The sequence below is a fragment of the Arenibacter sp. ARW7G5Y1 genome (assembly GCF_003201775.1).
Taxonomy (GTDB): domain Bacteria; phylum Bacteroidota; class Bacteroidia; order Flavobacteriales; family Flavobacteriaceae; genus Arenibacter.
In genome coordinates this window covers 127192-143336 of sequence record NZ_QJJZ01000009.1, presented here as the reverse complement: position 1 = coordinate 143336, position 16145 = coordinate 127192, and the positions used below count along the sequence as shown (strand labels likewise).

The window sequence follows — 16145 nt, the reverse complement described above, 5'->3', positions numbered from 1 at the left end:
CACTATAAAAAAACGATCTGTACTAAGAACATTGGTCCAAGAACAGATCGTTTTAAAATGCCTTCAATTCAATTAATTTCAAATTTAGGACTGTTATATCACCCTCTAGGATGAGACTTCCTGATGGCTTTCAATGGTCGCCAAATATCTCTCTGCATCAAGTGCTGCCATACACCCAGTACCGGCAGCCGTAACAGCCTGTCTATATTCCTTGTCCTGGACATCGCCGCTGGCAAAAACGCCAGGCTTACTAGTTTTGGTTGTTTTACCCTGGGTAATCAAATATCCAGTTTCATCCATTTCCAGTTGTCCCTTAAAAATATCGGTATTTGGTTTATGCCCAATGGCAATGAACAATCCGGTAATGGCAATATCCTCTTTCTCTCCAGTAATATTGTTCACCACTCTTAGCCCTTCTACAACCTGATCTCCCAAAACCGTATCCACTTCGGTGTTATAACGAATTTCTATATTGTCCAAGCTATTCACCCTATGCTGCATCGCCTTTGACGCACGCATTTCGTCCCTTCGAACCAACATGGTTACCTTTTTACATATATTGGCCAAATAGGAAGCCTCTTCCGCTGCAGTATCTCCTGCCCCAACAATGGCTACTTCCTGTCCCTTATAAAAGAAACCATCACATACGGCACAAGCCGATACGCCTCCTCCACGTAGCTTTTGTTCGCTAGGGATACCCAAATATTTTGCCGTAGCCCCAGTGGAAATAATTACTGTTTCTGCTTCTATAATCTTATTGTCATCTATTGTCACCTTATGTATCCCTCCTACTTCATCACTAAAATCTACAGCGGTTGCCATACCAATACGGACCTCGGTCCCAAATCTTTCGGCCTGTTGCTGTAACTGTATCATCATGGTTGGCCCGTCAATTCCTTCAGGGTAACCGGGAAAGTTATCCACCTCAGTAGTGGTAGTCAATTGTCCACCTGGTTCCATTCCAGTATACAACACCGGCTTAAGATCGGCCCTAGATGCATATATGGCCGCAGTATAACCTGCCGGTCCCGAACCAATAATCAACGTTTTTAAACGCTCTACTTTTTCTGCCATAATCAAAATATTCAATACTTGTTAGTAGACAAAAGTAGGATTTTCATTAAAAATCTTACATCAAAAGTTATAAAAAGTTATTATAAACATAGTTGTTAAAACTATGGATGGTGACCATTCAGCAGAAAATAATCTTTATTATAATTTAGAAAACCTCACAATGACCATTTAAATACACAAGATTACCTAAGATGGAAACCTAACTACTTCTCCGGCCGATAATCATTTATCGGTAGACCTTAATAAGGCTATTCCAACAAATTATAAGGTAAAACCATAAAAGGGACGCTCGAATGAAAGCCAATTTGATTTATTACAGGTTTTAAAAATAGATTCTCCAAAAAACTGTGTTTGTTTTTGACCATCACCAACATTTGGGGGTGCAGCAAGGATTGTATATTATTGATGGCTTCCATGATTCCTTGATCTGGCAATTCATGAAATTTGTGTTTAGTTTCCGAAAGCAAAAGCTTCAAATTGATTTTGTTCTTTTTCTGCTCCTCATTGAGTTCATAACCCGAACGGACATGCATAATATCCAATATTGATTTATGCTTCTTGGCAATAAACAGTACCTGCTCAATCAATTCAAAATTGTATTTTATTTCATAGTCCGTTGGAAATAGAATTTTGGTGGGCATTTGAACATCAAAATCAAAGGGTATAGCCAAAATGGGACATCTTGCCCTTTTAATGGCATGCACCATATTACTGCCTAAAAATATTTCTTTTGCCCCCGTGGCTCCTTGGGTCCCCATAATTAAGATATCTATTTGTTTGCTATCTACTAGTTCGTCAATAGCCTCCATCAGAATACTAAATGCACTATAGGTTCTAAAAAGGTGCTTTGGGTTACTGGATTCTGAAATGACCTTTTGTTTCAAATCTTCCAATTTTTTTTCGGAATCTGTGCGATAAATGTCCCCTAACCCCAATTGCCCAGGACTATGCAATAAGTACTCGGATTGATAAACAGCGGGAGTATAGGTATGCAACAAATGAAAAGCACAATTCTCATCTTTAAACAATCGCAAGGCATAGGAGATGGCTTTATAGGCATTATCAGAGAAATCCGTAGGTATCAAAATATTTTTCATATGAACAATTTTTTGCTGACCAATAATAGGCCAAAAAGTTACAAGGCAGATTTCAATAAGTACCGCCGGAATGAATTAATTATTAACTTAATCAAAATAATATTCAGTGGCATTGCCTATTGGTTTACCCAGAAATTTAGTAAAATAAAACAGACCGATACATGATTTTAATCAGTTGGATCCACAATTGAATTAAATAATTTTGCAGCGGATTACTTTAAACCAGAAACATATATTAAATTAGGTAGGGTTGGTGAATGTTTTAGTATAGTAATTGCTAAATGATGTTTCCAAAATAGAATAAGAATAAAGCATAAATAACTTTCATGTGAAATTTATAGACTACTACAAAATCTTGGGGTTGGACAAAAGCGCCAGCCAAAGCGATATTAAAAAAGCCTATCGGAAATTGGCTAGAAAACACCATCCGGATGTTAACCCCAACAATAAGGAGGCCGAAAAAAAATTCAAGGAAATCAATGAAGCCAATGAGGTTCTTAGTGATCCTGAAAAACGTAAAAAGTACGACAAATACGGAAAGGATTGGGAACATGCCGAAGAGTTTGAAAAAGCTAGGGCTTCCCAACAATCAGCCTACGGAAGCGGCGGACAAAGTCGGTCCCAACATTATGGGGAACACGATTTCTCCGATTTTTTCGAATCCATGTTCGGAGGTTCCGCTGGTTTTTCCGGAAGAAGCAAAGCCCGTTTTAGAGGCCAGGACCTAAACGCGGAATTAAAATTGCACCTTAGGGATGTATTTAAGCCGCATAAACAGACACTTAGTGTAAACGGCAAAAATATTAGAATAACTATCCCTGCAGGGGTTGAAAACGGTCAAACCATAAAAATTAGCGGTCACGGTGGGCCTGGACATCAAGGGGGCCCTAAAGGCGACCTTTATATTACCTTCAGTATCATAAACGATACGGCTTTCAAAAGGGATGGCAACAACCTATATACCACTGTAGACCTGGATTTGTACACTGCTCTTTTGGGCGGCGAAATAATGGTGAATACTTTTGACGGTCAGGTAAAATTGAATGTTAAACCGGAAACGCAGAACGGAACCAAAATTAAATTAAAAGGCAAGGGTTTCCCTTTGTATAAAAAAACAGACGTTTATGGGGATTTATATATTACCTACAATATTGTGACCCCTACCAATTTAACGGCCAGAGAAAAAGAACTTTTTAAGGAATTGGCGAGTCTGAGAAAATAACCCAATTTATGGAAAAAGAAATCCCAAGAAGGAAATCCAGAAATTACAAACACCAAATTTTATCCTTATGGAACAGGAATATATACTGATTACGGACTTTTGTATGAGCCACAATATAGAAACCCATTTCGTAACGGAACTATACGAATACGGTCTAGTAGATATTGTGGTAAAAGAGGATGTACAATATATCCCAATCCAACAATTGCCCAAAGCGGAAAAAATACTAAGGCTCCATGCCGATCTGGACATCAACTTGGAAGGCATAGCGGTTATTACACAACTTCTTAATCAAATGGAAAAAATGCAGGATGAAATAACCCAGCTCAAAAATAAATTGGACCTATTCATATAGGGTCATTTGGCAATAGGAGTCATTTTTCAGCATGCGACTAAAATTGAAAACCGCATTCTATCAATATTTGGTTATCAACTGTTCCTTTTAAATACATTTTCCTATGTCCTTCGGGAAAAAAATTGTCTTACAATTGCCCTAAACTGATTTATATCATGTAGGATAAACTTCTCTATACCTAGTTTTGTCTTGAAATAAAAGGTATTGAACCTAGATCCCGCCGAAAAAGGCGGGATTAGTTCAACTTGCAATTTTAAGTGCGTCTTACCGACTTCTCAAAGTTGAGTTTCACTAATAAAAATCATGATTCCATGACCACATTGCTTAAGGTTGAACAGCTTATTTCCGAAGAAAGTAAAAATGTTATCTCCAGAAATCTTAGTAGGATATTGGATTTAAGAATATTGGATATTGATATAATAAATAAGACCATTTTGCTGGTATACAATAGTCCCTTAATACTGGATAAGGTAGAAAAAGAATTGGGCCGGGTAGGTTACTCCCTTCAAAACCAACATTCCCTTTAATCTATACGAAAACAGAAATCATTGGGGATTTTATATAATAATCTACTTTGTTGCGTCTAGCTGACTATAGTGTACGTCTGATAATGACTTCATGTTTTCGGCCGCCTGTTCGGCGGTAATATCACGTTGGGGGTTAGCAAACATTTCATAGCCTACCATAAACTTTTTCACAGTAGCGGATCGCAATAAGGGCGGGTAAAATGACATATGGAAATGCCATTCCGGATGTTCCCTTCCATCTGTAGGGGCCTGATGAATACCCGCAGAATATGGAAATGAAGTGTTGAATATATTATCGTATTTAATAGTTAGTTGTTTCAGGATTTCTGCATAGGATAACTTTTCAGATTCAGAAAGTAAACCGATATGTGCCAATTTTCTTTTGGGAAGAATCATAGTCTCATATGGCCATACGGCCCAATAGGGTAAAAGCGCTACAAAATGTTCGTTTTCTACTATAATACGCTCGTCCAATTTTAATTCCTGTACTAAATAGTCCTCCAAAATACTTCTACCATGCTTGTCCCAATAAGCTTGAAGATTTCCTGTTTTCTTAAGTACCTCTTGCGGAATTTTATTCTGTGCCCAAATCTGTCCGTGTGGGTGAGGATTGCTACACCCCATTATAGCTCCTTTATTTTCAAAAATCTGAACATGGTCTATGCCTTCCTTAGCTCCCAATTCCCTATACTCTTTTTGCCAAAGTGATATTACGTCTGTAATGTCCGGAACAGACATCAAAGGTAATGTTAGTGAGTGGTTGGGAGAAAAACAGACTACCTTACAGATACCTGATTCTGATTCCGCATGCAACAGGCCATTATCATAAGTTTCTTCCTTAACATCGGGCAATAGGGCCGAAAAATCGTTGATAAATGAATATGGCTTTTTGTAACTGGGATTGAACTCTCCTCCCATTCTTTCGTTAGTGGGACAAAGATAACAGGAAGGGTCATATTCCGGTAAATCCGTTGTGGCACTTTTTTCGGTCTTTCCCTGCCATGGCCTTTTGGTCCTATGGGGTGAAACCAAAACCCATTCTCCGGTAAGAATGTTCAACCTTCTATGTGGGTTGTCATTAAAACTATTTGTCATTTCGCTTATTTTTGAATGTAGGTTCCTGCACTTGGCTTAACCTCAAACGCCTCCAATTCAATATTGAAAGCCTTTTTGTAGGCACTGGTGGCTTCTTGTACAAACCTATCCACCTGATCTTTATGTACAATATTCAAGGTACAGCCTCCAAATCCACCTCCGGTTTGTCTAGCTCCTAGCACAGCCTTATACTGTTTGGAAAAATCAACCAAAAAATCGGACTCCGGACAGCTTACTTCGTACAATTTGCTAATCCCTTCATGTGCCTCGTACAGCAAAGCGCCAAAAAGGTTTAGGTCATTTTCCTTCAAGGCATTGGCCGTTTGCAAAACCCTATCATTTTCACTGATGATAAAGGAACATCTTTTATATATGGTGCCACTCATTTCGCTTTTACAATATTCCAGCATTTCCTTATTGGCCTTTCTCAAGGAAGTTACTTCAGGATATCTTCTTTGTATAATGCCGACACCTTCCTCGCATTCCCTTTTTCTGGTATTGTATTCACTGGAAGCCAAGTTGTGAGACACCTTGGTATTCAGCATTATCATCTTATACGGATCTATATGAATTGGAATTTGTTGATGTTCCAAAGACTGGCAATCCAATAAGAGCACATGCCCTTTTTTACTCATTACAGACGCAAATTGGTCCATGATTCCACATTGGGTTCCTACAAAGGTATGCTCCGCCTTTTGTGAAAGTTGAACTATATCCATTTTGGAAAGTCCTAGTTGAAACAATTCATTGAGCCCAAAGGCCAGTCCGCACTCCAAGGCTGCCGAGGAACTTAGGCCCGAACCCATTGGTAATTTACTTTCAATGGTACAGTCGAACCCCTTTAACCTATCCGTTCTCAATAAAATTTCATTTAATACGCCCAAAACGTAATTTTCCCATTCCACAGCGCTCCGTGCAATTTTATCCAATTGAAGGGTGAACCCGGTATCAAACCCCAAACTAAACAGCCTACATTCTTTGTCTGTATGGTTCTTTTTAAATTTAAAAGTTATTTTCTTCTCTATGGCCGTAGGTAATACATATCCAAGATTATAATCTGTGTGCTCCCCTATCAAATTGATCCTACCTGGGGATTCAATAACTAGCTCAGGGGTGAAATTTTCCGGAAACGCCATATACTTCAAAGTGTGTTAGTCCGCAAATATAAAAAAAATATCCTCTATAAACGTATATTTTACGTTTATAGAAACTGTAAATTTATTTCCCACGTACAACTAAACCTTGGACAAAAAAAATCCCCCTTGGAAAGCCAAAGGGGATATATAAAATAATTAAAAAATACTATTAATCCTCTGTTACCATATCCACTGTAGCTACCGTCCTAAATCCCAAGTGCTCCAAGGAAGAGTCCAAACTAGAGGCCATCCTAGAGGAGATCCTATAGCTGGCGCAGTAGGAGGCGTTGCAAAGAAAGGAGCCTCCCCTCATTACCTTCTCCTTGGCATAGGGCATATTAGGATTATATGCAGTGGATGCTCCTTGCGGATTTACCACGGGAGCGTTTAAAGCACCCAATTCGTTATAATAATTCGTATTGTACCAATCACTGGTCCATTCCCAGACATTCCCGGCCATGTCGTACAGCCCAAAATCATTGGGAGGGTAAGACTTGACTTTTGCGCGTTTTTCATAACCATCCGTTTTCATATTGGTCACGGGGAACTCCCCTTCCCATGTATTTGCCATTTGGGACAAAACGGAATCGTCATCGCCCCAAAAATATATGCTTTCAGTTTTATTGCCCCTAGCGGCCCTTTCCCACTCGGCCTCCGTAGGCAATCTTCTACCGGCCCATTCACAATAGGCTAAGGCATCCTCATAGGCCACTTGTACTACAGGTTCGTTATCCTTTCCTTTAATTGTACTTCCAGGTCCGTTGGGCTGCTTCCAATTGGCTCCAATGGTCCAGTTCCACCATTGTGAAAAGTCGTAAAGGTTGGGCACGGAATTCTTCGTTTTTTTGAAGGTCAAAGAGCCTGGTTGCAAAATGGAATCATGGGGTTTGGGAGTACCTTCTGGGACTTGGGTTTTCATTTCCTCCCAATCTATTGCCCGCTCTGCTACAGTGATGTAACCCGTTTCCTTAACAAATTTTGCAAATTGGGCATTGGTCACCTCTGTAACATCCATAAAAAAACCATCTACCCTTACCTTATGCGCAGGTTTTTCATGATCCATGGCCATTTTGTCCTGTGGTACTGCACCTTGCATAAATTCGCCCCCAGGAATCCACACCATACCATCCGGTGTATTTATATTTTCTGGCTTTTCTATTAATATAGGAGTTGTGACTGCCGAAGATTCCGTAACCTCCGATATTGGAGCCGTATTTCCAACCTTATCGTCCAACTTCTTTTCCTCCTTACATTGAACCATTAAAGCCAATACAAATAAGGCACTTAAAACATTTATTTTTTGCATTCTATAATTTTTAATCCTTACAAATGTAAAGAACGTAAATGATTCTATTCCCCTTGCGGAATAAATTTCATTTCATAAGATGTTGAGGCTACTTTCATAATGGTATTGAATATATATTGACAAACCTGTTTTTGCCCATCAAAATTAATAAGGTCCATCGTATCTTCAGGGGTGTGGTATTGGGGATGGCCTCCGGTATGGATCCCAAGCACGGAAATATTCTTTTTATAGAATGAGACATGATCCGAACCTCCCACTGAGCCAGCATGGACTACGGGTGACAGGCCCAATGGCGGCCCCAATTCCTTCATCAATTCCACGCCCCCTGGAAAGGTTCCTGCTCCCCCCATATAAACCTGTTTGGCATCGTTTAACCTGCCAACCATATCCATGTTGATCATGAGTTTAATTTTTGACAAGGGCACTACTGAATGATCAGTAAAATGCTTACTTCCCAAAAGCCCCTGTTCTTCGGCGCCAAAAGCTACCAATAAAATACTTCTTTTCAACTCGGTCTTGTGGGCCATAAGCATCTCCCCTATTTCCAATAATGCCGAGGTACCACTTGCGTTATCATCCGCACCATGGTGTATCCCTATTTTATCGGACTTTGACGATGGTCCACCGCCCATACCCAAATGATCGTAGTGGGCGCCCAAGAGAATATATTCATTCTTTAATAAAGGGTCGTTCCCTTCTATAAAACCTATTAAGTTCCATGTCTCAACTGCACTTTTGGGTTCCTCCCCTTTCTTTACCCTTAAATGGGCCATAAATGGCTGTTTATAAGATTTCAAAAAAGGAGATATTCCCGACTTTTTAAAATCCTTGGCAATATATCTGACAATCCTTTTATTGACTTTTCCTCCGGGATACCTACCAGAACTTTTATCAGCCGTTAAATAAGCGATGTGTCCTTTTAATTCAGGAGTAGTAATATCTTCCTGTGCCAGTAAGGGCCCAAAAAGAAAATAAAAACAGAACAGGGTAAAATAAATTCTCATTTAAAACAATTATGATTCAAAGGTGGTTTAAAAAACGCAAAAATATATAATTATTTAACAGGGGCAACTAGCCAATAAATCCCTAAAGGCCATCACTAAGTGCCGGGATCCTAAACTTCTCGATAGTGGGCTCTGTATGTTGGCTTTGCAATATTTTCGCAGCCTTCTCCAATATCTCTGGATGTTGATCTGCCACGTTTGTAGTTTCTTTTAAATCCGTTTTAAGATTGAATAGTTCCAGTTTTGGTTCCTTTTTTTTGTCTTTCAAATGTGATTTCACCACTTTCCAATCACCCATTCTAATCGCCAACTGTCCACCATATTCCGGAAACTCCCAATATAGAAAGTCGTGCTTCTTTTCTTGATCCCCGGCAAGTAGGGTAGGTAAAAAGCTGATTCCGTCTGTATACTTTGGCGCCTCGTAACCCGCAACATCTGCCAACGTGGCCATTACATCATAGTGTGCGGAAATATGATCGGTTGTGGTACCGGCTTTTATACTACCGGGCCATGTGGCAATCATGGGCACCCTAATTCCACCTTCATAGACAAATCCCTTTCCACGACCAAGTTCGCTTCTAAACGGTTTGGCACTATCAAACCAGGGAGAGTCCGTACCTCCATTAAAAGTAGGACCGTTATCCGAGGTAAAAATGATCAACGTATTATCGTATAGTCCGTCCGCTTTTAACTTCGCGACCAATTTCCCTACATTTTCATCCAAATAAGAAATCATTGCAGCGTAACCGGCATGGGGATTTTGATGTGGAAAATATCCCCTTTTCCCCAAATAGGGTTCCTCTTTCCCAAACTTATTCCTATAATAATCCACCCATTTTTGAGGAGCTTGGATAGCCGCATGGGGAATGGGCGTGGCCCAGTAAATAAAAAAAGGATTTTCCTTGTTCCTATCTACAAACCCCTGTAACTCCTCAAACATAAGATCGGGAGCATAATCGTTTAATGTATAAGCTGCATAACTAGCCGGATCATTAATATCCGCCCCTTTGGCCAACTTAGTATTTGGAGCAATGGTATCGTTATTCAAATGCACCCTATTTTCATTTTTGTATAGGTGCAATGGGTAGTAGGTGTGGGCTTGTCGCTGACAGTTATATCCAAAAAAGAAATCGAATCCCATAGTTGTGGGAATAGAATTGGTATGGGGAGCGCCCAATCCCCATTTACCAAACATGGCCGTACTGTAGCCCACTTCTTTTAATTTTTTGGCGATTGTAATGGTGCTGTCCGGCATGGGGCGCTGTCCTTCCAAAACGGAGTCTTTGGCCATTGCCTTGTAATTCCATACATCACCACGCTCGCCCCACTCCTCATTGCCCCGAATATGTGCATGTCCCGAATGGGTCCCCGTCAATAACATATAACGTGCTGGGGCACACACTGGGGCACTTGTATAATGTTGGGTAAACAACATACCTTCTTTGGCCAAGGCATCGATATTGGGGGTTTCAATTTTTTCCTGTCCATAGGCACCCAGTTCGGCATATCCCAGGTCATCTGCCAAAATATATATGATATTTGGTCTAGGTGCCGGAGTTATACCAACATCCTTTTTGCCCTCATCCTTACAAGATAATAGGGCCAATGGAATTAGGATTAAATAGCTTATATTTTTCATTCTTAGTTTCTTTATGGTTTCGGTGTAATCAATTCTTCTAGGCACATTCAACGTCTTGGATTCTTTTTAGTGGATCACTTTTGAAATATTGCACACCAACACACTTTCACATTGATACATTGTTATTGCATTGGTTTCTCAAGTGATGAAAAATCTATCACTGGAGCTACTCCATTAGCAGTCCTTTCATGAAAGGTATCTATAGTGGTCTTTTCATTAAAAAATCCACAATTCTTCATATAAAAATTGTTGCCAACGGCCCCTCCGGCGTAATCTACCCTAGATCCTTTCCTAGCGGTAGCATCTGCCGTAAACTTGGCCTTGGTAAGTTCGTGCCAATTGCCCTTGGTATCGTAAATCCATTGATTGGTGTACTCTCCCATTCTGGATATATGTCCAACCTCCGTCCTAAAGTTTTCCAAAAAAGAATGTGGCCTTTTTAAATAGGTATTGGTATGCGGTCTTCTGAAACTAGCTATTAAATTCCATTTTTCAGCTTCCGAATCATAGAAATAGGCTGTATAATCAGTAGAATTATTTACAGAAGGCTCTCCCTTTAATAAAAATTTATAGGTATTGCCAGCTTTCCAATTGAACACTTTATAACTTTGTCCGCCAGAGCCTTCATTGCCAAATTCACCGGTAGTTACCCCTTCCCCCTTGCCCAGCAAAATTATTCTATATTCTTCCGGAATACTTTTGGGGTCTTGGGTTTCGTACGGACTCCAGACAGAAAACAGGACCCTCCTCTCGGTCTCGGAATTCACCTGCATACCAAAATAGCCCTCCCCGAAACCATTGGCCATATAATAGGATCCAATAACATCCTCGTTTTCAGGAACCGTAATTTCATTATAAAACCAAAGTATGTCAGTGTTTTCGGGAGTAGTATAGCTTAAATGTACCGATGGCCCCCTTCTACCCCAATAAAAATCATCCTTTACGTAAGTAAGTTGCCCATTGGCTGCCTGCCCTCCTACCAGTACCTCATTGACATCTGCGTACATATTTGCCGTTTTTTCCAACCCCTGTAATTCTATAAAATGGTAGCCTGGTGTGCCAATCTTAAAGACTCCTACATCCACTGTTTCAAAATCTTGATTGGAAACTGTGATCTCCTTTGTAATTCCGTCCAAGGAAACCCGGAGTTTGGACATACCACCATTCACTTTCATCGTTAGTCCCACATTTAACGGACCTGTTTGATCTGTTTTAAAATAGGTTCTTATAACCGTATTCGAATCACTCCAATTCCTAATCCCCTTGTCCGAGATAAGATTGTGATTATCCTTAACATCATTTACCACCCAACTATTCCCTCCTGGCTTTATGCTTTCGGTTAAACTCAATTTGGCCATGGTTATTTCTTCTGAATTCTCCTGCTTGGACAAAGTTGTACAGGAGGCTACCACCAAGAATAAACCTAGTACCTTTAAACTGTTGTATCCCGTACCCTTTAACATTGTTATTTTAGGTGCCATTTTATTTCTAATCCTGGCCCCCACATTGGTTATTGTTATCATATTGATTATTGAAATTGTTACAGTTATTTTCTTGTGATTGATCCCTATTCGGTTTTATTTAAATCTCGGATTTGGATCTGCTTTCCCCTTTAACTTTCGAGGGCTCTTGCCAAATTCCTTTTTAAAGCACTTTGAAAAATATTTTGGATCGTTAAAACCTACCAAAAACGCAGCCTCGGATACGGAGTAATTGCAATCGCCAATTAAAACAGCTGCCTTTTTAAGACGCATGGTCCTTACAAAATCTACTATTTTCTTCCCTGTTAACCCTTGAAACTTTCTATAGATAGCAGAATAGCTCATGTTTAGATCCTGGGCCAGGTCTTCTGTCTTAAAATCCGGATTGCTAATCTGATTTTCTACTAGGCTAACCAAGTTTTCCAGAAAAACTTCATCTTGGGACCTACTTCCTCCTTTTTTGGGCGTTGTTATTAAATCGTTCTTATATTTCATAATCAACCGATCACTTCGGGTGATGATATTATTCACTTTGAGCACCAGTTCATTGATGTTGAAGGGCTTATTTATATATTCTACCGCTCCGGCCCGCAATCCTAGTATTTTATTTTTTGCTGCCTTTTTGGCTGTGAGAAGTATAATTGGGATATGGGTGGTGAGCTCGTTTCTCTGAAGCATTTTGCTCATTTCAATACCATCCAATTTTGGCATCATTATGTCGCTTATTATTAGATCCGGATTATGCTCCAAGGCCAAGGCATAACCCTCTTCCCCATTTTCAGCCAAGAGTACGTTATAGTAATCGTTAAAAATATCTTTTAATGATATTTGTAGTTCATAATTATCCTCTACCACTAATATGGTCTTCGCCAATTTGGTTGACCCAACACCTATATTTTCCTCCTTCAATTGGTATTCCTCCTCCTCCACTTCCATAATAGACTCTTCCGCGCCGTTTTTATTCAGTACATTTTCATTCCGATTTTTATCAATAGGAAAACTAACGCTAAAACAAGTACCTTTAATGGGGTCCGATTTTACATCTATCTTTCCGTGATGAAGATCTACCAGCTCTTTGGTCAGTGCCAAGCCTATTCCCGTACCTACTTTTTGCTTCCCTGTATCGGCCTGGTAAAACAACTGGAAAACATTTTCCAGCTCCTCTCTTGGGATACCCGGACCCGAATCTGTCACGGATATTTTTACGTTTCTCTCCCAATCCTCCACAATTACATCAAGGGCAATAGATCCGCCTTTAGGTGTAAATTTGAAGGCATTGGACAGAAGGTTAAAGAAAATATGTTCCATTTTATCTTTATCGTACCACATTCTTAACTCATCACTGGGATAGCTACATTTAAAATTGATGCCCTTAAAGGTGGCTTGCTCTTCAAAGGAGCTGGTTATTTCGGTTAAATCGGCAATAATATCGTGTTCTGCCGCCCTTAAAACCAATTTCTCCAATTCCTTGTCCCGCAAAGATGTCAATTCAAATACAATTCGGGATAGTCTATTGGCATTATTGGAAATTAACTTAAGGCGTTGTTGAAGCAACACATTGCCACTTTTCATAGCGCGTTGCAACATGTTTTCCAAGGGAATCAAAATTAAAGTTAAAGGGGTTTGTATTTCGTGGGACATCTTGGCAAAGAAATCCATTTTTAAGGCATAAAGTTCCCTCTCATGTTTATGTTCCAGCTCATCTGCAATTACCCTGTTCCTAAGTCTGATCCAAATGACCATACCATAAATAAGTCCAATTATTAAGATCGTATAAAATAAATAGGCCAGATTTGATCTCCAAAATGGCCGTAATACATTTATGGAAATCGATGTTTTTTCTATATCCCACTCCCCATTACCACTACTGGCCTTCACTTCAAAAATGTAATTTCCGGGAGGTATATTGGTATAAGTTGCCAGACGTTCCTTTTCGGAATCTATCCAGGTATCATTGAACCCCTTAAGCCTATATGCATAATCGTAATTGGAAAACAATACATTGTCAATCGCCAAAAACCGAAAGGAAAAGGACGATTGGTCATGGTCTAGTTCCAAAACGTCCAACTTCTCAACCCCCTCTTCAATTTGTTCTGGAATTACGTTTATGGCGGGTTGGTTTAGGATATCAATATCTTCAATAAATAATTTGGCTACCGTTTCCTCTTTTTTAATTTGATTGGGTTTAAAGTAACTTACCCCGTTCAACCCTCCAAAGTAAATATTCCCATCCCAACCCTTGTGGACACTTCGCTGCATAAAGGAGTCATCCTGTAGTCCATCTATTTTTTGAAACACCCTTGATATCGAATCCCTTGTATTTATATGCCAGATACCCTTAGTTGAGCCCAACCATAAATTATCTGGGTCCTCCAATAATACAGATCTAAAGATCGTGTTGTCATAGGTTCCATTTATCTTTATTTTTTCAACCTGTTTATCACCTATATTGAATTTGATCAATTCTCCACTTACCATAACCAACCAAATAACATCTTCGCTACTAGCTGCCATGGACCAGATGTCATAATTTTTGTTGGTAATAAGCGTGTCGTCGACATGCTGAAATTGGGTGAAATTGGATTTAGTAATATCGTCACCATCTTCATTGAACCTAAATAATCCTCCTCCATTACTGGCTAACCAAACAGTTCCTGAGGAATCTTCAACTATAGATTGGGAAATGGTCCCCACCAATCCGGCCGTGCCATTTTCAAACCACGTCAACATTTTGTTTCTTTCCGAAAACAAATAAATGCCCATATCGGTAGTCACCCATAATCTTCGTTTGGAGTCCTTAAAAATAAATCGGACGTCCATTACCATATTGTTCTTGGAATTGCTCAAAGGCACCTTTGAGAACCCTCCCTTAACCGCATTATATATCCAAAGTCCATTTTTATAGGTCCCCATCCAGATATTACCCCTATTGTCCTCATTGATAGAGTGTATAAAAAACCCCTTGCTTTGGGCCGAATTGCTAAAAAATTGCTCTTCCCTACCTTTTGAATCAACCTTGGTGATTCCATCACCGTCCGTCCCTATCCACAGGGTGCCATCCTTTGCCCTATAGGAAGACAACACCCTTGCAGGGCTTCCCTGTACAGCACCCGAGTGATAATTGATCTGATTATTCTTATTCCGCAGTATGTTTATGTCCCCATAATTGGTAAGTACCCACAAGTTGCCCTTTAGGTCTTCGTTTATACCAATTACCGTATTGGTACTAAGGGAAAATTCATTGAGCTGGTTATGCTTATAAATTGTTAATTCGCCAGATTCCGTATCCAGTCTGTATAGTCCATTCCCATCAGTCCCCAACCAAATAAAACCATTTACATCGCAGTACATGGAAGTAAATAACTCGTTTAACTGGCTGCGCCACTGATCATTTATAATCTCGTTCTGTACAAAGGATTCTTTACTAAAGTCGTAAACCATTATACCATGCCCTACATAGGAAGAACCTATCCATAGCCTATTTTTTTTGTCCAATAGCAAAAGGTTGTTGTCGGCCAGGGTATAATCATAGGGCACCTCCAAGGTCTCAAGTCGGTTGGTTTCCAAATAATAAATATAAAGGGGTCCTTTATAGGTACTAATTATAAGTTGGTCGGATTTTCTAACCACCAGGGAATTCACTTTATTTAGCCCAGATGAATTAATGGGAATCGTGGTTATACTGTCTACAACGCCCTTGCCGTGGTCATAAGAATATATGGACCCTTTGTCCGTGGCCAACCAAATTACACCATCATCCTCGTTGACAATAGTGACCTTGTATTTCTTCTGGAACCCCTCAACAGCCTTATCAATGGACAAAAACCTACCATTCTTCTCCAAATAGGATATTTGTCCGTTCATGGACAAGGCCCAAATTACCCCTTTGGCATCACTAAATATTTTTTTTACTTCATCCGAAGTAGTTTCCTCCTTAAAAATTGATTCTTTGGAAGTAAATTCAAAATTATAACCGTCGTATTTGGATATTCCTTCTGCATGTGCCAACCAAACAAAGCCTAAGCTATCCTGTACCGTGTGGGTAACCTTAATAGTGTGGTTATCCAATTTACTGGGAAGGTGGATAAAATTGGATGAATGCTGTCCAGACAAATAGGACCAGCACAACACACCCAGAAGGGATAGGGCAAAAATTTTACTCCTATTTAATTTCTTGTTCAAGTTGCTACGATTTCAATTAATCCATCC

The 16145-nt window shown here is 39.7% G+C and carries 12 protein-coding genes; 3 read left to right on the top strand and 9 right to left on the bottom strand.

The window, feature by feature from the left end; translation table 11 throughout:
• Positions 1–105: 105 nt before the first annotated feature.
• A complete protein-coding gene (gene trxB, locus C7972_RS14130) occupies positions 106–1074 on the bottom strand; it encodes a thioredoxin-disulfide reductase (RefSeq protein ID WP_110356827.1) in 969 nt (322 codons plus the stop codon).
• A gap of 248 nt (positions 1075–1322) precedes the next feature.
• Positions 1323–2171: a universal stress protein gene (locus tag C7972_RS14125; RefSeq protein ID WP_110356826.1), complete on the bottom strand. Its 849-nt coding sequence runs from the start codon at positions 2169–2171 to the stop codon at positions 1323–1325.
• Positions 2172–2499: 328 nt separating this feature from the next.
• On the opposite strand from C7972_RS14125, the gene C7972_RS14120 reads away from it, so the two are divergent.
• The 3 genes from C7972_RS14120 to C7972_RS14110 all read left to right on the top strand — a co-directional run bounded on the left by C7972_RS14120 (position 2500) and on the right by C7972_RS14110 (position 4275).
• Entirely contained in the window at positions 2500–3393 is an 894-nt protein-coding gene (locus C7972_RS14120) for a DnaJ C-terminal domain-containing protein (protein ID WP_110356825.1), read from the top strand.
• Between the two features lie 67 nt (positions 3394–3460).
• On the top strand, positions 3461–3748 hold the full coding sequence (locus C7972_RS14115; RefSeq protein WP_110356824.1) for a chaperone modulator CbpM: 288 nt from the start codon (positions 3461–3463) through the stop codon (positions 3746–3748).
• A gap of 311 nt (positions 3749–4059) precedes the next feature.
• Positions 4060–4275, top strand: coding sequence for a hypothetical protein (locus C7972_RS14110; protein WP_146216328.1), 216 nt, complete (start codon positions 4060–4062; stop codon positions 4273–4275).
• Between the two features lie 42 nt (positions 4276–4317).
• Here C7972_RS14110 and C7972_RS14105 read toward each other — a convergent pair whose 3' ends face one another.
• The 7 genes from C7972_RS14105 to C7972_RS14075 form a co-directional block, all read right to left on the bottom strand.
• Entirely contained in the window at positions 4318–5370 is a 1053-nt protein-coding gene (locus C7972_RS14105; protein ID WP_110356822.1) for a UDP-glucose--hexose-1-phosphate uridylyltransferase, read from the bottom strand.
• A 5-nt stretch (positions 5371–5375) separates the two neighbouring features.
• Complete coding sequence (gene galK, locus C7972_RS14100) at positions 5376–6506, bottom strand: galactokinase (protein ID WP_110356821.1); 1131 nt, start codon at positions 6504–6506, stop codon at positions 5376–5378.
• Between the two features lie 169 nt (positions 6507–6675).
• Entirely contained in the window at positions 6676–7812 is a 1137-nt protein-coding gene (locus tag C7972_RS14095) for a formylglycine-generating enzyme family protein (protein WP_110356820.1), read from the bottom strand.
• A gap of 44 nt (positions 7813–7856) precedes the next feature.
• Positions 7857–8816 carry a M28 family metallopeptidase gene (locus C7972_RS14090; protein WP_110356819.1) on the bottom strand — a complete coding sequence of 320 codons (960 nt, stop codon included), beginning with the start codon at positions 8814–8816 and terminating at the stop codon, positions 7857–7859.
• A gap of 82 nt (positions 8817–8898) precedes the next feature.
• Positions 8899–10455, bottom strand: a complete 1557-nt coding sequence (locus C7972_RS14085) for an arylsulfatase (RefSeq protein WP_110356818.1) — start codon at positions 10453–10455, stop codon at positions 8899–8901.
• Positions 10456–10577: 122 nt separating this feature from the next.
• Positions 10578–11978, bottom strand: a complete 1401-nt coding sequence (locus tag C7972_RS14080; protein ID WP_258364868.1) for a DUF3472 domain-containing protein — start codon at positions 11976–11978, stop codon at positions 10578–10580.
• Positions 11979–12032: 54 nt separating this feature from the next.
• Positions 12033–16118 (bottom strand): ATP-binding protein, encoded by a 4086-nt coding sequence (locus tag C7972_RS14075; protein ID WP_110356817.1) that lies wholly within the window; start codon positions 16116–16118, stop codon positions 12033–12035.
• Positions 16119–16145 lie beyond the last annotated feature (27 nt).

What these genes read in the sequence shown, in the direction of transcription:
- trxB (WP_110356827.1), bottom strand. Translation starts at nt 1,074, where the DNA reads ATGGCAGAAAAAGTAGAGCGTTTAAAAACGTTGATTATTGGTTCGGGA.
- C7972_RS14125 (WP_110356826.1), bottom strand. Translation starts at nt 2,171, where the DNA reads ATGAAAAATATTTTGATACCTACGGATTTCTCTGATAATGCCTATAAA.
- C7972_RS14115 (WP_110356824.1), top strand. Translation starts at nt 3,461, where the DNA reads ATGGAACAGGAATATATACTGATTACGGACTTTTGTATGAGCCACAAT.
- C7972_RS14110 (WP_146216328.1), top strand. Translation starts at nt 4,060, where the DNA reads ATGACCACATTGCTTAAGGTTGAACAGCTTATTTCCGAAGAAAGTAAA.
- C7972_RS14105 (WP_110356822.1), bottom strand. Translation starts at nt 5,370, where the DNA reads ATGACAAATAGTTTTAATGACAACCCACATAGAAGGTTGAACATTCTT.
- galK (WP_110356821.1), bottom strand. Translation starts at nt 6,506, where the DNA reads ATGGCGTTTCCGGAAAATTTCACCCCTGAGCTAGTTATTGAATCCCCA.
- C7972_RS14095 (WP_110356820.1), bottom strand. Translation starts at nt 7,812, where the DNA reads ATGCAAAAAATAAATGTTTTAAGTGCCTTATTTGTATTGGCTTTAATG.
- C7972_RS14090 (WP_110356819.1), bottom strand. Translation starts at nt 8,816, where the DNA reads ATGAGAATTTATTTTACCCTGTTCTGTTTTTATTTTCTTTTTGGGCCC.
- C7972_RS14085 (WP_110356818.1), bottom strand. Translation starts at nt 10,455, where the DNA reads ATGAAAAATATAAGCTATTTAATCCTAATTCCATTGGCCCTATTATCT.
- C7972_RS14080 (WP_258364868.1), bottom strand. Translation starts at nt 11,978, where the DNA reads ATGATAACAATAACCAATGTGGGGGCCAGGATTAGAAATAAAATGGCA.